Raw genomic sequence first — 19,158 nt, 5'->3', positions numbered from 1 at the left:
ATGTCATTCCCACGAAAGCGGGAATCCAGAAAAATAACCTTAATATTAGTACAAAAATTATATTTTTAACAAAATAAACCTATAAAAAACTTATTTTTTATAGGTTTTGCTGGATTCCCGCTTTCGCAGGAATGACATACTTAAGCATTACACGCCCGCTCAATCCTAATACAAGCCTCTTCTAGCTCCTCCATAGAAGTAGCATAAGAAATTCTAAAATATCCCTCTAAGCCGAAAGCAATACCGGGTACTACTGCAACTTTTGCCTCTTCAAGTAAATATTCGACAAAATCATTACCATCTGCAATAATTTTTCCTGCTATAGCCTTATGGCCAAATATTTTATCGCATTTAACAAATAAGTAAAAGGCACCTTCCGGCTTATAGCACTCAAAATATTTTACTCTTTTCAAAATTGATAAAGCAAGGTCACGCTTTTTCTGAAAATTTAGAGCACTAGGTCCTATATAATCTTGAGGACCGTTTAATGCTTCAATAGCAGCCATTTGACTTATTGAACAAGGGTTTGAGGTGCTTTGCGATTGGATAATAGTCATTGCCTTAATCAAAGCTTTTGAACCCACACCGTAGCCTATACGCCACCCCGTCATAGAATAAGCTTTCGATACTCCGTTTACGGTAAATATTCTTTCTTTTAAATCGGGTGCTATTTGGGCTAATGTATAAAATTTAAAACTATCAAAAGTAATATGCTCGTAAATATCATCGGACATTACGTTTACATGCGGATATTTTCTTAAAATTTTAGCAATACTTTCTAGTTCTTCAAGGTTATAGCTTGCGCCTGTCGGGTTACTAGGAGAGTTAATAATAAGCCACTTAGTTTTATCTGTAATTGAACGTTCTAAAGCTTCCGCACTTAATTTAAAATTATTTTCAATCCCGCAATTTACAAAAACAGGTGTTCCTGTGCTAAGTGCAACCATATCAGGATATGAAACCCAATAGGGTGTCGGAATAATTACCTCATCCCCTTTATCTAAAGATGCCGTAAATAGATTATATATAACTTGCTTACCGCCGGCACTTACTATTATTTCATCAAGTTCATAATCTATATTATTTTCACGTTTGAATTTGTCTTTTATTGCTTGCTTTAAAAGCGGCATCCCCTCAACGTTAGTATATTTGGTAAAACCGTCTTTAATAGCTTTGATTGCTGCTTCTTTGATATTATCAGGCGTATCAAAATCAGGCTCACCTGCACCGAGTGCAATGATATCAATCCCCGCTCTTTTAAGTTCAAGAGTTTTTTTAACGACTGCAAGAGTCGGTGACGGCTTTATAGAATTTAGCCTTGTAGAAATAATTGACATAATTTTGAGTCTGTATTAATGCATTAGGTATTGTTGCATGGATACTATGGTCGTCATTGCGAGCGAACGTTAGTGAGCGTGGCAATCTCAGGAACGCTCCCGAGATTGCTTCATCAATTTACTATTGTAAATTTATTCGCAATAACGTTTATTCTTTTGAGCTGCACAACAAGCTTTATTTATAATAGCTATAATATAGCAATTTTGCTAACAATAAAATTATTTTATTTAAAAATTTATCAAGATATGCTTTATTATAATCAAGTAATATTAATTTAGCAATTTAAACTATGTTCGGTAAGATAAAGGATAAAATAAAGCATTATTGCTTAATAGTGATAAACATACCAAACTTTATTAAAAATAAAATTTTAGAATTTAGGAATTATATAAGTGAGTGTAAATATAAATTTTCTCATTTAGCAGAAACTAATTATCAGCTGGGACTTGATCATTTATATAGAGGTAATTTAAATGATGCCTTGCTTAGATTTAAATTAGTCGATAAATTTTTTAACCCTAATGATTCTAAAGTATATTATCAACTCGGATGGGTGTATTTTTTAAAAAATAATTACAAGCAGACCATAGAATATTTAGAAAAATCTAATGAAAAATATAAAACTATATTTATAGATTTTTTAAAAAATTATCAGAATGCTACTGAAATTCCGCGGGAAATTTGGGAAAAATATCGAGATTTAACCGCAAAATATTATCCTACTATTTTTAATAACGATAAAAATATTCATCTTTCGTATAGGTTTATTAATGAAGCACTTAAGCAGATATCTGATTTACCGGATAATTACTCTATTTTGGAGCTTGGAAGTAATATAGGGCTTGTCGGTTATGAAATACAAAAACGCTTTCCGGAAAGTTTTACTTTAACCGGCGTAGAAATTTCTACTTTAATGAATGATTTACAAGAAATATATTATCCGAACACTAAAATTTACGATCAAATATATAATATTGCTATCAATGAATTTTTAAAACAAAACTCTAATAAATTTGATATTATTTTTAGTTTCTGCGGATTATCGTTTACTAACAATTTAATAGAATATTTTAATTTAATATACTCATCTCTTAGTAAACAAGGGTATTTCGTCCTTTGTCTACCTATTTCTGCAAACACTCAATTCGCAGTAAAACGTAAAGAGTTTATCTTTAACCTAAAGGAAATAAATAATATTTTACAAGCAAACAATTTTACTTTATTAACTTCGGAAGAAATAATACTAGCGGAAAACAATAAATATAGTATTATTGTTTGTAGGAAAATAACATAAATCAATGAGAATATTAATTACATTATCTATTATTTTATGTTCATTATCGATAAGAGCTGATCTTGAATATGTTGATAATAACATATATAATTATAATGGTGGAAGAAATGAAAACGGTTGTTTGGAAGTTTATGATCCATACGAAAAATTTAATCGTAAGACCTTTGCTTTTAACTCTACGTTAGATTATATAATATTACGTCCTTTAGCCGTCGGTTATAAGAAAATTACAAATGATTACGTAAAAGCACGTGTTAATAGTTTTGTCAGTAATGTTGATACACCGCTTACGGCGGTAAATTACGGACTTCAGTTAAATTACGATAAAACTATGAAAAGTATTTGGCGGTTTCTCATTAACACGACGCTTGGTATAGGCGGTTTATTTGACGTGGCAGGTAAAGTAGGGTTGCCGTCCGACCGTCAAACTTTCGGTAGTACCCTCGCACATTATGGAGTTGCTCCCGGTCCTTATTTGGTATTGCCAATAATCGGTAGTACTAATGCAAGAGATATGACGGATTCGGTAATTACTAATTATGCTCTTAATCCATTAATGTATTACACTCATAATGATTTTGATTTAGGAGTACTAGCAGTTAGTAAAATAAATGATCGATATGTTGTATTACCGTTTAGTGATTATGTGATGAAGAATTCTACAGATCCTTATGTGGCTATTAGATCGGCATTACATCGTGCTCGTGAAGCATCGGTTCAATATCCTGAAAATTTTAAATGTCCTAGCCCTTATGAAAGAAAATAAAAATTAACTTAAAGGAGTGCTATATGCAAAAAATTATTACAGGCTTATTTCTATTAGTTATAACATTTTCAGCTTATTCTAATGAGAAAGTGCCTGCCGGTTTGAATGGTTACGTTACTAATTTAGTAAATGAAGCTTCTAGTATATTAAACGATAGTAAACTATCTGAGAGAGTAAAGATTGCTAAAGCACGTGAATTAATGTCTCAGAACCTAGATTTTGATTGGATGGCTAAATATACGTTAGGCAGAAATGGGATAAAAACTTTATCAGGCGGGCAAGTTCAGGAATTCATCAAAGTTTACTCTAAATATATTACTAAATCTTATACTGACTTAATAAAAGATTATAAAGGCGAACAGCCTAAAATAGTAGGAGTTCGTACTTTAAGCTCAACCGATTTCATGGTTGCTATGAATATCATTAGTAATAAAGAGCAAGACTCTATTAAAGTAGAATATCTTGTACGTGAAATGAAAGGAAGCGGAAAAGATTTTTTTAAAGTTTCTGATATAATTACGGAAGGAGTAAGCCTTATTGGAGCTCAACAAGACGAGTTTACTGATACTTTAAAAAATCAAGGTTTTGAGGCACTAATACAAAAATTAGAAAGTCGTTCTTAAATTCGGGGTTTATAACCATTGCATAGTTCTTAAAAAATGGTTTATGTCATTCCCGCGTAGGCGGGAATCTAGTACTTTAAAGCCTTTTAAAAGCTCGATTTATCTCGCTTTACCCTGGATTTCCGCCTACGCGGGAATGACATAAGAAACATTAATATTACCTCTATGAAAATCCTAGCAGGCAGTAGTAATAAGTTACTCGCATCTCGTTTAGCTATAGCATTAAATATTAAATTTGAGCCGAAAATTACCTATTTCAATGATTCCGAAATAAAAGTAGAAATTCAAGAATCGTTTTATAATGAAGAAGTAATCATAGTACAATCCACATCAAAACCCGTTAATGATCGCTTAATTGAGCTGTTCTTGCTATTAGATGCAGAAAAAAAGCGGGAGTAAATCGAATAATATTGATAATGCCTTATTTCGGTTATGCAAGGCAGGATAATCAGTCCACAATTCCTGCTAGGTTAATAGCTGATTTTTTGGATAAGCTCGGAGTAAACCATATAATTACTATTGATTTGCACTCCGATAAAATAGAGAAATTTTTTAATATCCCTGTTTCTAATCTTGAACCTATAAATTTATATATCCCGTTTTTAAGAACTTATAGCAACTCTTTCATAGTTGCGCCTGATAAAGGAAGTATTAACCGTGTACAAAAAATTAGTAATTTACTGAATATAGATTCAGCTTATATAAACAAAAAAAGGGATAAAAATAATAATTGCGAGATGATAGAAATAAGCGATAAAGCCCAGGGAAAAAATTGCATATTAATTGATGATATTATAGATAGCGGCGAAACAATAGTAAAAGCAGCGAGGTTTTTAAAAGAATATTCGGCTTTAGCGGTTAGTGCTTTTATAGCTCATGCAGTGCTCTCTGTCGGTTCTAAAGATAAAATTGAAAATTCGGCGATAGATAATATTTTTGTTACCGATACTATAGAAGTAGGTGACTTATCTACAAAATTTCATATAATACCCGCGTTGCCTATCATCGTAAAAGAGTTAAGAAATATACTATGAGCTTGTGTACTCTAGAAATAAATCTATCTACAATAAAAGCTAACTATCGTTTGTTAAAAGATATTTGCAAAACCTCACCAGTCGGTGCTGCCGTTAAAGCTGACGGTTACGGTCTTGGGGCAGTACAAATTTCTAAAGCTTTGATAGAAGAAAATTGTCGGCATTTTTTTGTAGCCTCAAGTGAAGAAGGAGCGTATTTACGCAAAGCTTTAGGAGTAGATGTTAATATTTTAGTTCTTAACGGAGTTTTTGAATATGACGCTTTAGAGCTTATAGAATATAATGTAACACCTGTTCTAAATAACTTAAAACAAATAGAAATTTGGCAAAAATTTAGCAATTTGAAAAATAGATTACTGCCTTGTTATTTACATTTTAATACTGGGATTAATCGTCTTGGATTAACTCGTAATGAAATAGAGCAGCTAATTAATGATCGTGATTTGTTAAAAGGGTTAGATTTACAATATATTATAAGCCATCTAGCTATATCCGAAGAAATAGATAATCCTTATAATCTAGAACAATTAAACAGATTTAAAGCTTATTTACAATATTTTCCAAACGTCAAAGCAAGCCTTGCTAATTCCGGCGGTATATTTTTAGGACAGGATTACCATTTTGATTTAGCAAGACCGGGGGCTGCTTTGTATGGGCTAAATCCTTTAACACACAACCCTGTAATCTTAAAAGCCCCTATAATTCACTTACAGAATTTGACACTAGATAGCCACGTCGGTTATAATATGACTTTTACAACTAAGCGTGATAGTATCATTGCAACGTTACCGCTTGGTTATGCCGATGGGTTTAGTCGTAATTTTAGCAATCAAGGCGAAGTATTTATTAACGGTTACAGCGTTCCTATAGTAGGGCGAGTATCGATGGATTTAATAAATATCGATGTTACCGATCTACCACCGCCCGATATTTTTCTAGGGCAGGAAGTGGAAATTATCGGAAATTATTGCACGCCCGATAAGATAGCGAGTATTATAGGTACTATCGGGTATGAGGTATTGACTAGCCTTGGTAATAGATATAAGAGAGTGTATAAGTAAGCGTCATTGCGAGCGACTGAAAGGAGCGTGGAAATCTCAGAATTTTGGTACGAGATTGCCTCGTAAAAATTTTTAATTTTTCCTCGTAATGACTATTAGGTACCCACTAACATATAATAAAAAATATACACAAATGTTATTAAATATAGCTAATTCAGTCGGTAAACGTATCATAAAAATAGCACAAAATGTAGGTAGTTTTTCTTTATTTAGCTTTGCTGCTATTAGTAGTATTGTAAGACCGCCCTTATATTTGAGTTTAATCATTCGACAATTATTATTTATCGGATTTTACTCTTTACCGGTTGTCGCTATGACGACTTTTTTCTCAGGTGCGGTACTTGCTCTGCAAAGCTATACCGGATTTTCCCGTTTTTCGGCTGAAAGTTCTATTGCAACGGTAGTAGTATTATCGCTGACTAGAGAGCTTGGACCTGTCTTGGCCGGATTAATGGTAGCAGGACGAGTAGGAGCATCGATTGCCGCAGAAATAGCAACAATGAGAGTAACGGAGCAGGTAGATGCTTTATACACTTTATCTACCGATCCTATTAAATATTTAGTTTTCCCAAGAGTAATAGCTGCCATTATTACAATGCCTTGCCTTGTTTTAATCGGTGATGTAATAGGTGTTATGGGTGGTTATTTGGTAGGGGTATATAAACTTGATTTTAATAGTGCGGCTTATTTAACCAGTACTTTTCAGTATTTAGAGCCGATTGACGTAATTTCTGGTCTTGTTAAAGCAGGAGTTTTTGGGTTTATTATTTCTATAATAAGTTGCTATAGTGGCTATTATTCAGATAAAGGAGCTAAGGGAGTCGGAAGAGCCACTACCTCGGCAGTAGTAAATTCTTCTATCCTTATCTTAATAAGCAATTATTTAATAACCGAATTATTTTTCAAAGTGTAAATATGGCAACAAAGGAAGAATTTAAGATTAAAATTCGGTCATTATATAAATCTTTTGCTAATCATAAGGTGTTAGACGGAATAGATTTGGATGTAAAAAAAGGCAGTTCATTAGTTATTTTAGGTGGTTCCGGTAGCGGTAAATCAGTTCTAATAAAAAATATAGTAGGATTGATTAAACCTGATAAAGGTAAAATTTTTATTGATAATGCAGAAATCCAAAATATCTCAAGTAAACAAAAATTTGAGGTTATGGACGGTATAGGCTTTTTATTCCAAGGCGGAGCATTATTTGACTCCTTAAATGTACGTGATAATATTACTTTTGCGACTAAAAAATTATCTAAGAAAGAAAAAAACGACCTTGCCGGTGCAAAGCTTAATTCCGTAGGTTTATCCACTAGAATACTCGATCTTTACCCATCGGAATTGTCGGGAGGAATGCAAAAAAGAGTAGCTCTTGCTAGAGCAATTTGTAGCACGCCGTCGATTTTATTCCTTGATGAGCCGACAACAGGGCTTGATCCCATAATGGCAAATGTTATTAATGAGTTAATTATAAAAATCCAAGAAGAGCTTGGAGCAACTACGATTACTATAACTCATGATATGATTAGTGCCGAAAAAATAGCTAAAGAAGTAGCTATGATTTATCAAGGAAAAATTAAATGGTACGGCAATAAAGATGAAATGCGTAATAGTGATAATCCTTATTTAAAACAATTTATAAATGGATTAACTACCGGTCCTATAGATTTTAATTAGGATAAGAATCTATTCTAAATTCGCATTATTGAGGTATAAAATGTTAAGAGATTTATTATTTGCAATAGTGTTTTTAGGTATAAATCTAAATGTTTATGCTATAAATACTAGCGCTTATACGGCAGATGATATAATAAAAGTAGTAATTATTCTTGGAATAGTTATTTTAATTTTTAGTCCTGCAAAATTCCGTATAGTAGCTATTGGAACTATTTTAGGTTTGGTCTTTGCCTATTTCGCGTATAAATACATAGTACCTATCTTTGTTTCTTCATTAAATGGACCATAATTAACTCTTGACACTATGGTAGTATTACTTTATATTTTTGTCTATTGTGTATTTATAAGTTTTAAGGTATTTAGCTTATGTCTCGTAAGTGCGAACTCACAGGTGTGGGTGTTTTATACGGCAATAATGTGTCACATTCTCAGCGTAAAACTAGAAGACGTTTTGAGCCTAATTTAAGGTCTGTTAAGTTTACAAGTGATATAACGGCTGAAGGATATAGATTATCAGTTAATGCTAAATGTATTAGTTCTGTTGAAAAAGCTGGCGGGTTTGATGCATATATTCTAAAAGCCAATGATAATGTTTTATCTAATACGGCTAGAGCTATTAAGAAAAAAATAATTCAGACTAAAATGGCGAAATCATCATGAAAAGCGGTATACATCCAGAATATAAAAAGTTTTTGATTAAAGTAGGAAGCGATGTTTTTGAAACAATGTCTACTCATCCTACAGGTGAAATTTTAATGGACGTTGATTTTAGAAAGCATTCGGCATGGAATAAAGATTCCGGAAATGTAGTAAATCAATCGAACAAAAGTGTTAGTGATTTCAACAAAAGATTCTCAGGTCTTTCTTTTGGTAACAAAAAAGAAGCTAGCTAGATTTTCGCTTTCGCGAGAATGGCATTAGCGATGTTCGTATAGTAGTGAGTAAGTCACGATATAATGCGGACAAAGTCATTAATTCTCAATTATTGCGGGGTGGAGCAGCTCGGTAGCTCGTCAGGCTCATAACCTGAAGGTCGTTGGTTCAAATCCAGCCCCCGCTACCATATTTTATATTTTCAGTAAGCTATTTTCTGAGGATTTCCACTTTTAGCGATGTTGTCGCATGGCTTATTTATGCCATTCCCGCCTTCGCGGTGAGGTATTGTTGTGTGAATACCCGAACCGTCATTGCGAGGAGCGAAGCGACGCGGCAATCCAGAAAAATAATTAAAAAAATTCTGACTTACAGAATTTTTAACTGGATTGCTTCGTTGAATTACTGCGTAATTCTTCTCGCAATGACGAGAAAACCGGTCCACGCAACAATGCCTCGCGGGGATGACATCGCACAGGTTTTTCGAGCCATACAACAACGCCTAATTCTTCCTGCAATGATTACACAATACCTGTAAATTTATCAAATCTAAAAAATTATGACTACTCAGAAAATAGTGCCTACAAAATTGACTGATGGCAGCAAGCTTTTTCGTCATGAAGCTAAATTTGTAGCTGGTGCTATGAATATAAGCCAAATCCCCAATTCTTCATTACTGGAAATTGCTTTTGTCGGTAAGTCAAATGTCGGCAAATCAAGTCTAATAAACGCGATATGTAATAATAAAAATCTTGCTAAAGTTTCCAATACTCCAGGGCGTACTAGGCAAATCAATTTCTTTAACCTTGCAGATAAACTTATTATAGTTGATCTTCCCGGCTATGGTTTTGCTAATGTTCCTATATCAGTCAAAGAGCAGTGGGAAGTATTAATTAGCTATTATTTACAAAATAGCCATAATTTAAGGTTAGTTAACTTATTGATTGATTCAAGAAGGGGTATAAAAGAAAACGATAAGAAAGTAGCTGAGCTATTACTTGCAAATAAAAGAGAATTTCAAATTATTTTCACAAAATACGATAAAGTTACGGATCGCAAAAACCTTAACGACGAAGCACAGAATTTTCTTGCAACTTTAAACTACTCATGTAATGTTATGTATGTAAGTAGTAGGAGTAAAGAAGGTGCAAGAGAACTTAAAGCTAGTTTGGCAAAATGCATCAAACCTCAAAGGTAAAGAGGTAGATAGTATTTCTTCATTAAATAACATTGCTATAATTAAGAATATAATAAAGTGTAGTAGTGAGTTAAAGAATCAAGCAATAGTTCTAAAATTACCTGCTACTATTATTATTGACGATAAATTATTTACGGCTTTTATTGAATCTGTTAGATTGCTTGAGATGTGCGGTGCTAAAATATATATAGTACATGATCATATTGATTTACGAAGTTCGTCTTTAATATCACAAATAGATGAAAATTTTAGTCAAAAAATTAGTAAAATAAGCGACTATAGTTCCCTAAATAATCCTATTATTATGGAAATTTTATCCAGTTACGTTAACAAGCTCATAGTAACAAAATTAAGTAGTGTAGGTTGTTATGCAATTGGTATTTCAGGTAAGGATGTCAATTTACTGCAAGCAAAAAAGTCAAAATTATCTCACCGAAAAATTGTAAATAATGATGTTATAAATATTGGTTTTTTAAGCGAGCCTATTATCATTAACCCGGAAATTTTATTAAATTTTGAAGATAATAATATTATACCTGTAATAGCACCATTTGCGAGCGACGATCAGGAGAAAACACATTTATTAAATGTTAACTTAACGGTAGCAACAATTGCTTCTGCATTAAGTGCGGAACATTTAATATTTCCATATGAGATATTACAGGTATCTGAGACGTTTCCGTATAATATAAAAATACGAGATATTAACTTATTGAAATCAATGTTGGGTGATAGTAATAATTTTATCGAAGAAGAATTAATTAAGATAGCAGTTAATGCGCTTGAAAATAATAACAGTTACGTACATTTTGTAAATAGTGAAGTACCGAATTCAATACTATCAACTATGTTTGATATAAATATAAACTAAAGAGGTTTTTTATGGCAGGAGCACTAGCATCCGATCTTTTATTTGTAGGGTTAACTAGACCACCGATGATATTTGGAGTAAGTATTAAGTTTGCTGCATTAAATATGATAATGACGATGATAGTATTTATTTGGAATAACGGTATTATGATTTTATTCATTGCGGCTGCTTTGCATTTGGTAGCTTATATTATATGTTTTAAAGAACCGAGATTCATAGAGCTATATTTAAATAAAATGTCAAGAACTAGCCAATGTCCTAATAAATTTTACTATGGAGCAAATTCGTATAATATTTGAGTTTGTTATTCATTCCCGCGTGGATACCAAGTCGTCATTGCGGGGAAAAACTGTAAGTTTTGACGAAGCAATTTTAGTAGTTTGTTATTATTTCATGAGATTGCCACGTCGAGGCTTCGCCTCTCCTCGCAATGACATTTAATAAATCAAAATAGTTAAATCAGGTGAGGTAATGAAGTTATTTAGAACTAGAGCAGCTAAAGAATTAAGGTCTAAACAAGAAAGACCCACTTCGCATTTTATTCCTTATAAATGTCACTGGGATAGTAATACTATTTTAACCAAAGATAATTCATTATTGCAAGTCATTAAAATAAACGGCTTTTCTTTTGAAACTGCGGATGATGAAGATCTAGACATTAAAAAGAATATCAGAAATGCCTTACTTAAAAATATGGCTTCGGGAAATATCATTATGTATTTCCATACTATTAGAAGACGTAAAGCAGTGATATTTGACGATACGGAATTTACTTATGATCCTACCGTAAAAGTCCCTAATGATTTTATTACTTATTTAGGTGCAGAATGGCGTAAGAAACATGCGGGCTCCAGGTCGTTTTTTAATGAATTATATGTTAGTATTTTATATAAGCCCGATACCGGCGGTGCTGCTATAGTTGAGTATTTTCTAAAGAAGATTAGACAAAAATCTAATAAAACCGCTTGGGAAAATGACATGAAGGAGATGAAAGAAAATCTTCAAGAAATGTCAACTAGAGTGGTTAATACATTAAGAAGTTACGGAGCAAGATTACTTGGAGTTCGTCAAACGCCATCAGGTAGTTATTGTGAAATTTTAGAATTCCTTTCATCTTTAGTTAATTGTGGCGACTCACCCGGACCTATATCATTACCGCGTGGTACTATTGATGAATATTTACCAACCCATCGCTTATTTTTTGATTCTCGTACTATTGAAGCAAGAAGTCCACTTGGCAAGAAATATGCTGGAATGATCAGTATACTTGAATACGGTCCTAATACTTCAGCAGGAATTTTTGACGGATTCCTGCAAATGCCTTTTGAATTTGTCATGACTCAAAGCTTTGTCTTTGCTAATAGAACCGTAGCGATTGGTAAAATGCAATTACAGCAAAATAGAATGATACAATCCGGTGACAAGGCTACTTCACAAATTGCTGAAATCAATACGGCCCTTGATATGGCTACTAGCGGCGATATCGGTTTCGGTGAGCATCATTTATCGCTCTTATGTTCCGCAAATAATATTAAAGCTTTAGAAGATATATTATCAATGGCAGCAGTTGAGCTTTCTAATTCAGGAATTCAGCCGGTTAGAGAAAAAGTCAACATGGAACCTAGCTACTGGGGACAACTGCCCGGAAATATGGATTATATAGTACGTAAATCTACTATCAATACATTAAATATGGCTAGCTTTGCATCGCACCATAATTATCCACTCGGTAAAATTAAAGATAACCATTGGGGAGAATATGTCACAGTACTTGATACTACTTCAGGTACACCGTTTTATTTTAATTTCCATGTGAGGGATGTTGGACATACTCTAATTATTGGTCCAACAGGTGCTGGTAAAACAGTTCTTATGAATTTCTTATGTGCTGAAGCACAAAAATTCAAACCTCGTATGTTCTTTTTTGATAAAGATCGAGGAGCAGAAATATTTATACGTGCTTTAAACGGAGTTTATACAGTAATTGATCCGGGTTTAAAATGTAACTTTAACCCTTTGCAGCTTGAAGATACTAGTGAGAATAGAACGTTTATTTTAGAGTGGCTTCGCGTGCTTGTAACTTCTAACGGCGAAAGTTTAACTGCACAAGATAATAAGATCTTATCTCAAGCAATAAGCGGTAATTTTAGATTAGAAAGAAAAGACAGGAGACTCAGTAATGTTATAGCATTTCTTGGTATTGATACACCAAATAGTTTGGCAAGCAGGATTGCAATGTGGGTCGGTAAAGGTTCGCACGCTAAGATATTTGACAATGAAATAGATGATATTGATTTACAAAAAGCAAGGGTATTCGGTTTTGATATGACTGAATTACTTAAAGATCCTATAAGCCTTGCACCGGTATTATTATATGTGTTCCATCGTATTAATATCTCTTTAGATGGGCAGAAAACTATGATAGTGCTTGATGAAGCATGGGCCTTAATCGATAATCCGGTATTTGCACCTAAGATCAAAGATTGGTTAAAAGTGTTGAGAAAATTAAATACTTTTGTTATATTTGCTACACAGAGCGTTGAAGATGCAGCTAAGAGTAGAATTAGCGATACATTAATTCAGCAAACAGCTACGCAGATTTTTTTACCTAATTTGAAAGCTACAGATATTTATCGTAGTGCATTTATGTTAAGTCAGCGAGAATATATTTTAATTAAAACTACCGACCCTACTACACGTTATTTCTTAATAAAACAAGGAATAGATGCCGTGGTTGCCAAAGTTAACTTAGACGGCATGAATAATATAATTAGTGTTTTATCCGGCAGAGTTGAGACTGTAATATTGCTCGATCAAATTAGAGAGAAATACGGTAATGATCCGGATAAATGGTTACCTATATTTTATGAAGCAGTTAAAACATTATAAATTCCTGCTTGTCACCCCGCGAACAAGCCGGTGTTGTTGCATAGACACCCTAACCGTCATTGCGAGGAGCGAAGCGATGCGGCAATCTAGAAAAATAATTAAAAAAATTCTGACTTACAGAATTTTTTACTGGATTGCTTCGTCGAATTACTACGCAATTTTTCTCGCAATGACGTTAAGAGCCATCTCATACGGGGCAAGTAACTAGTTATGAAATTATTTCCTCGTAGTATACTTATAACATTAATATTAAGCTTTGTCCTAAATTTAGGGCTAGTTACTAAAGCTCATGCCAAAGATACTCTTGATAGCATTGTAGATGTTTTAAGCGGCTTAACTTGCGAAACTCAAGGAGTCGGAGATTTATTGCGTAGTGAATTCTCTCATACATGTGTTGTTGCTCCGTTCTTTACTTTTGCGGTAATGAATCTTGTTTCCCCAGTTTTGTACATGAATACGTTTCTGAAGCTTAAAATAAATGATAATGAATTATTTAACGATAGTAGGTTTGGAAATTTTCCAGGAGGTCAATGTACTCGTGAAAATAGAATTAATCCTAAAAACCCGGAATTACGTTTTGCCTTATGTAGTAATGCTAAATTAATTGTAGCTCGAGCAGGGGCGGTAGCAAAATCGGCGCTTGCTATTTCTAAAGCCGTATTAACAGGGAGTGATCCTTGGGGCGATATAAAAGAAGCGTGGAAAAATAATAAAAAGGATTATTATGTTCCATATAGAGGTAAGCCCGGTGATGACGGCTTTGCATTTGATGTGGGCTTCCCTGTAATATATTGGAAAGTTATTCAAGATAAAGATAGGATATGTGTCTCAACAAAGGGGTTTACAGGAGACGTTCCCGTCGGCTGTAAATATATGAAAGAGCCGTTTCCGAAATCCATGTATAATAACTTTATGGATGTAGCAGATAAGGATTTTATTGAGGACCCAAATGCAACTCCTACCGATCCTTTAGCCTTAGTTTCCTGTAGTGCCGCAGGCGATGGATGTTATCAAAAAGCTTATAATGCTTCAAAAACTGCAGTAGTCATGACTTCTCCTCTTATAGAATGTATGAGGCAAATGATTGCTAGATTACTAATTAGTAAAGATGTTTGTAGTTTTGATAATGTAAGTCAAGTGGTTAATTTGGCTTCAAGGCAAGATAGTGCATTATTTCAGTTCCAAGTAGGAATGTATAAAATAGTTACGGCCTTTCTAACTTTATATGTTATGTTTTTTGGCTTTAAAATGTTACTTGCAGGTGAAGTGCCACCAAAAAGTGAATATATAAATTTTGTATTGAAAATGATATTCGTAACTTATTTTTCAATAGGAATTAATATAACCCCTGGTAGCGGCTCTCCGTATGATCGGCTTGACGGTATGATTCAGTGGGCGTTTCCTTTCTTACTTGACGGTATAAACGGTTTAGCAAGTTGGGTTATGAATGCTGCTCCGTCCGGTTTATGTAAATTTAACAATATTTCCTATGAGGGCAGTGTTTCTTATATTGCATTATGGGATGCGTTAGATTGTAGAGTAGCTCATTATTTAGGGCTTGATATATTATCTACGTTACTTGTCGAAAATGCTTATCGAAGCCATGATTTTTTAAATTTTGATTTCTTTAGCTTTAGTGCCCCGCCATATATTTATTTGCTAATTCCGGCAATAATATCAGGTAATATGATGTTAGTGTCGCTCGCTCTTTCTTATCCGTTACTTGTGATTTCAGTTGCTGCCTTTATGGTTAATGCAACGATTATGTGTATGATATCTATAGTAATACTCGGTATTTTAGCTCCTCTTTTTGTACCGATGTTTTTATTTTCATATACACGAAGTTATTTTGATAGCTGGGTTAAACTGATGATCTCATTCTTGCTACAGCCTATGGTGGTAGTTACTTTTATGATCACGATGTTTTCGGTTTATGATTACGGTTTCTACGGTAAATGTCAATATAAGAGCAAGTTGATTAATAATAGTATAGAAGACAAAATTCAAGGTGGTATTATTTCTAAGCGGGATGTTTTAATATTCTATATTAATAATGATTGGACGCAATATACTAAAGACGATGCAAAAAGTTGTCAAAATAGCTTAGGTTATATGTTAAATAACCCTATTACCACGGCATTTAATTTTGCAAAAGATAGTGTACAACAAATAGTTACCAGCAAACCAGATGAGACTTGCAATCCAGACGGTACTTGTACTCCAAAACCAGGGGAGGCTACTTGCTCTTGCAATGCAAAACCAGGGGATAGTAGTACAAGTAGCTTCCTTGGTAAATTCCAGTTTTTATCGGGAGTGGTTTTAGGTCCAGGGATGTTTTTTATGTCTCCAAAAGTGCTTTTTGAGAAAATTAAAAATATTTTGCTTTCGTTAGTTACGGCATGTTTTACATTGTATTTGATGTATAATTTTAGTAGTCAGCTAGCTGAATTTGCTGCAGATATGACGGAAGGGGTAGCTCTTAGTAATGTTGCTATAAAACCGCAAGTAATATTTAAGGCAGCTATGGAAGGGCTTGCTATGGCGGGGGTTGCAACCAAGGGGCTTGATAGTATAGCAAGTAGGGGAGAAGGAGCCGGTGATTTAGGTGCAGCTAAAGGTGGGGTAAGTGATAATGTCGGTGCAAGCGGAGGAGGAGTCGGTGATAATATTGCTGTGAGTGGAGGTACATCGGCACCCGCGGTAACAACGCCGACAGCTTCGTCTTCTGTAGCAACTTCTAGCCCTAAAACTGTAAGTAGTGAAGCAAGATCGAATATTGTTACTCCTCCTTCTGCTCCTCCGAAATCTGTTTCATCGCCTGCTAGCATTAGAACTTCTATTTCTACACCCGCACCTGCGCCACAAAGTAATATTGAACCTGAAAGTGTCGGAAAAATCATAAGAGATAATAATCAAGAAAGTAAAAAAGAGGCCGATAATATTCCGCCTCCACAAGAGAAAGTTGATAATACATCGCCTTCACAAGACAAAGTTGATAACGCAAGTAAAGGTACAGGAGTAATTGGTTATAGTTTTAACTTAAAGGAACATGATAATCCTACAGGAGTAAAGCAGATACGAGAAAATGCAGAGATTCGGGATAAGCGTGCAGCAGTAGAGAAAGCGTGGAATGAATTAGTAGCAAGCGGAGGAGGAAGAGTAAGAGACCAGCAAGGTGAAGAAACATCCGAGCGACGTACGAATGCAGAAAAGAAATGGAATGAATTAGTCGATAGTGGTGTAGCAACTGAGATAAGAGAAAGAGATAATAGTGTAACTAATAAATTTGATAAATTAGATGATCAGATTAATAAATCCGAAAAGTCAGAAGACGTTAGACCAGAAGATAAAAAAAATCAGAGGATAAAAGAAACTACCGAAGTTGAACCTGAACTAGATTTACCCGGTGATCTTAAGATTGATCGTACTATTAGAGGGCCTCAAGATAGTAATAACCCTGAAAGAAAAGACGAAGTAAATGAGAATAGAAGCAAAAAAATAGATAGTGGTTCCGATGAAAATTCATAATTTTATAAAAATTTTTATTGTAATTTGTCTTGAGGTTTTCGCTTTAAATAGCTTTGCCGGCTTTGGGGAGTCATGTTCTAGTTTGTCAACTACCGGAGATGGATATTTAGAAACCGATACGGCATATGGCTATATAATTCGTAATATTGATATGAAAGATCCGAGAGGTAATTGTAACTCGGCTGCGTCCGGTATAACGTTTTGTTTTAAAAATGTAGAGGGTAGTAGTAGTCCTTGTACCATATATACTTTAAATGAGGGCGACTCTAAGAAGATTAGTGATTTAAGTATTGATAATAATCCTGATCTTGGAGCAAATCCCGTATTACAGAATATTGTTTTAACGGTTAAAAAATGGGATAATGATCTATGTTTAGTTATGCCCACGTCAAGGGGACCGTTGCCGGTAGCATGTAAATCTTTAAGTGCAACTCCGACGCCTACCCCGCCTGATAATGAGAATTGCAATATAGGAAAAAGCTGTTATACGGGAGCAAATTATAGTCAATCATTAATTAATTTTTCCGGTCTTGCAGTTCAGTGTTTGAGCGAAACGCTTAATAAAATATTTTTTGTCGGAAATGGCTGTAGTTCTCAAGATCAAAATTCTAGAATAATCAATCTTGCCGCTTTTTCTACGTTTCAAGGTTATTTAAAGAGAACTATAGGTGCGGCACTAATTCTGTATACTATGTTTTTTGCCTTTAATATGGCTCTAAATAAAGAATATGCAAGTACTGAAAAAATAGCTCTTTTTGTAATAAAATTCTTATTTGTTGCTTATTTTTCTATCGGTCTTGGGCCTTTAGATTTTAGCGGCAGTCAGCCGACAAAAGAAAACGGTATGTTAACATACGGATTACCTCTTTTGACAGGGGCAGCACCTAGCTTTGCACAGATGGTCTTTAATGCAGTAGGTTCTAGAGGATTATGTCAGTTTAATAATTCAAAATATAAGGACAGTTATAAATTTTATGGTTTATGGGACGCTATTGATTGCCGTATAGGTTATTATCTTGGCTTGGATTTACTTTATAATATAGATAAGAATGGAGTTTTAGGGAGGCCGGTCGGAAATGGTCCCGGCGGTAATAATACACCTATACCTAATTTTGATCCTGATGGCAAAAAAGACAGACCAAAGGATTTAAGTAAAGCGGGATCATTGAGATTTTTTACCGTTATGTTTGGCTTCTTTATGGCTGGAAACATCATTATACTTGCAGCAGGTTTAGTATTTTCTGTAATATTTTTATCTATACTTTTATATTTTATTACGCATTATTTAGTTTGCATGATTACTATTTACGTTATGACATATGTTTCTCCTATATTCATCCCTATGGCTCTATTTACTCGTACAAAAGCTTATTTTGACGGGTGGTTAAAAGTATGTATCTCATGTGCATTGCAGCCGGCAGTAATAGCAGGTTTTATAGCTTTATTAGTCACTATGTATGATTCCGCAATATTTAAAAATTGTGAATTTCTTAGATATGATTATGAAAAAGGAGATATTAAATTTAGTACTTTTGAGTTAAGGTTACCAAGCGGCGGTCAAGATAAATGCCAGGAAAGTTTTGGATATAAAATGTTACAATATTATGCAGGTGAAGGTTGGGAAGAGCATTTATTGATACTTTTCCCAATAAAATCAATTGTTAGAGATGTTGTATCTATTTTAGCGGAACTTTTGTGCGTATTAGTATTTTCGGTTATTTTTTATTATTTCTCTAAATCTATAGGACAGTTTGCGGCTGATTTAACTAACGGTCCTAATATGAATGCAGTAACGGCAAGTCCAACTAAAATTGTTGATTTAGTAAAGAAAGGAATAGATTTTGCTAAAGATGCTACTATGGCTACGCAAGGTAAGCCGCCGGTAGGAGATAAACCTGGTGAGAGTGGACGTAAGGGTGGAGAACAAAGCGATGATACACTTGGTTCAGCGGAAGGAGGTGGTGATAATGCCAAAGATGCTGTATCATCAGTTGGAGGTAAATGAT

17 protein-coding genes, 1 tRNA gene and 1 pseudogene are annotated in these 19,158 nt (G+C 34.0%); 18 read left to right on the top strand and 1 reads right to left on the bottom strand.

The window, feature by feature from the left end:
* Positions 1-140 precede the first annotated feature (140 nt).
* A complete protein-coding gene (locus AAGD46_RS07470; RefSeq protein WP_341787156.1) occupies positions 141-1,337 on the bottom strand; it encodes a pyridoxal phosphate-dependent aminotransferase in 1,197 nt (398 codons plus the stop codon).
* A 290-nt stretch (positions 1,338-1,627) separates the two neighbouring features.
* On the opposite strand from AAGD46_RS07470, the gene AAGD46_RS07465 reads away from it, so the two are divergent.
* From AAGD46_RS07465 to AAGD46_RS07380, 18 genes and pseudogenes are all read left to right on the top strand, one after another.
* Positions 1,628-2,632 (top strand): methyltransferase domain-containing protein, encoded by a 1,005-nt coding sequence (locus tag AAGD46_RS07465; RefSeq protein ID WP_341787155.1) that lies wholly within the window; start codon positions 1,628-1,630, stop codon positions 2,630-2,632.
* A gap of 4 nt (positions 2,633-2,636) precedes the next feature.
* A complete protein-coding gene (locus AAGD46_RS07460) occupies positions 2,637-3,398 on the top strand; it encodes a VacJ family lipoprotein (RefSeq protein WP_341787154.1) in 762 nt (253 codons plus the stop codon).
* Positions 3,399-3,421: 23 nt separating this feature from the next.
* Positions 3,422-4,021: a phospholipid-binding protein MlaC gene (locus AAGD46_RS07455; RefSeq protein WP_341787153.1), complete on the top strand. Its 600-nt coding sequence runs from the start codon at positions 3,422-3,424 to the stop codon at positions 4,019-4,021.
* Between the two features lie 165 nt (positions 4,022-4,186).
* Positions 4,187-4,461 (top strand): annotated as a pseudogene (locus tag AAGD46_RS07450) (ribose-phosphate pyrophosphokinase-like domain-containing protein); the annotation flags it as partial.
* A complete protein-coding gene (locus AAGD46_RS07445) occupies positions 4,438-5,055 on the top strand; it encodes a ribose-phosphate diphosphokinase (RefSeq protein WP_341787151.1) in 618 nt (205 codons plus the stop codon). The pseudogene AAGD46_RS07450 and the gene AAGD46_RS07445, both read left to right, overlap by 24 nt.
* The gene (locus tag AAGD46_RS07440; protein ID WP_341787150.1) at positions 5,052-6,116 is read left to right on the top strand and encodes an alanine racemase; all 1,065 of its coding nucleotides are present in this window, start codon (positions 5,052-5,054) and stop codon (positions 6,114-6,116) included. Before AAGD46_RS07445 ends, AAGD46_RS07440 begins: the two co-directional genes overlap by 4 nt.
* Before the next feature lie 133 nt (positions 6,117-6,249).
* Positions 6,250-7,029, top strand: coding sequence for an ABC transporter permease (locus tag AAGD46_RS07435; RefSeq protein WP_341787149.1), 780 nt, complete (start codon positions 6,250-6,252; stop codon positions 7,027-7,029).
* A 2-nt stretch (positions 7,030-7,031) separates the two neighbouring features.
* Positions 7,032-7,793 (top strand): ABC transporter ATP-binding protein, encoded by a 762-nt coding sequence (locus tag AAGD46_RS07430; protein WP_341787148.1) that lies wholly within the window; start codon positions 7,032-7,034, stop codon positions 7,791-7,793.
* Between the two features lie 40 nt (positions 7,794-7,833).
* Entirely contained in the window at positions 7,834-8,082 is a 249-nt protein-coding gene (locus AAGD46_RS07425; RefSeq protein WP_341787147.1) for a DUF5510 family protein, read from the top strand.
* Positions 8,083-8,159: 77 nt separating this feature from the next.
* Positions 8,160-8,453, top strand: coding sequence for a 50S ribosomal protein L28 (gene rpmB, locus AAGD46_RS07420; RefSeq protein ID WP_341787146.1), 294 nt, complete (start codon positions 8,160-8,162; stop codon positions 8,451-8,453).
* Positions 8,450-8,686 carry a 50S ribosomal protein L31 gene (locus AAGD46_RS07415; protein ID WP_341787145.1) on the top strand — a complete coding sequence of 79 codons (237 nt, stop codon included), beginning with the start codon at positions 8,450-8,452 and terminating at the stop codon, positions 8,684-8,686. The genes rpmB and AAGD46_RS07415 overlap by 4 nt, the downstream gene beginning before the upstream one ends.
* Before the next feature lie 93 nt (positions 8,687-8,779).
* Positions 8,780-8,856 (top strand) — tRNA-Met (locus AAGD46_RS07410).
* Positions 8,857-9,225: 369 nt separating this feature from the next.
* Positions 9,226-9,864 carry a ribosome biogenesis GTP-binding protein YihA/YsxC gene (gene yihA, locus AAGD46_RS07405; RefSeq protein WP_341787144.1) on the top strand — a complete coding sequence of 213 codons (639 nt, stop codon included), beginning with the start codon at positions 9,226-9,228 and terminating at the stop codon, positions 9,862-9,864.
* The gene (locus tag AAGD46_RS07400) at positions 9,812-10,735 is read left to right on the top strand and encodes an acetylglutamate kinase (RefSeq protein ID WP_341787143.1); all 924 of its coding nucleotides are present in this window, start codon (positions 9,812-9,814) and stop codon (positions 10,733-10,735) included. Before yihA ends, AAGD46_RS07400 begins: the two co-directional genes overlap by 53 nt.
* 11 nt (positions 10,736-10,746) lie before the next feature.
* Positions 10,747-11,034 carry a type IV secretion system protein VirB3 gene (locus AAGD46_RS07395; RefSeq protein WP_010976817.1) on the top strand — a complete coding sequence of 96 codons (288 nt, stop codon included), beginning with the start codon at positions 10,747-10,749 and terminating at the stop codon, positions 11,032-11,034.
* Between the two features lie 172 nt (positions 11,035-11,206).
* Positions 11,207-13,624 carry a VirB4 family type IV secretion/conjugal transfer ATPase gene (locus AAGD46_RS07390; protein ID WP_341787141.1) on the top strand — a complete coding sequence of 806 codons (2,418 nt, stop codon included), beginning with the start codon at positions 11,207-11,209 and terminating at the stop codon, positions 13,622-13,624.
* Positions 13,625-13,834: 210 nt separating this feature from the next.
* A complete protein-coding gene (locus AAGD46_RS07385; protein ID WP_341787140.1) occupies positions 13,835-17,152 on the top strand; it encodes a type IV secretion system protein in 3,318 nt (1,105 codons plus the stop codon).
* Complete coding sequence (locus AAGD46_RS07380; protein WP_341787139.1) at positions 17,139-19,157, top strand: type IV secretion system protein; 2,019 nt, start codon at positions 17,139-17,141, stop codon at positions 19,155-19,157. Before AAGD46_RS07385 ends, AAGD46_RS07380 begins: the two co-directional genes overlap by 14 nt.
* Position 19,158: the final 1 nt, after the last annotated feature.

Source organism: Rickettsia endosymbiont of Cantharis rufa, assembly GCF_964026445.1.
Classification (GTDB): domain Bacteria; phylum Pseudomonadota; class Alphaproteobacteria; order Rickettsiales; family Rickettsiaceae; genus Rickettsia.
The sequence above is the reverse complement of the archived record's forward strand: the minus strand, read 5'-3'. Positions and strand labels throughout refer to the sequence as shown.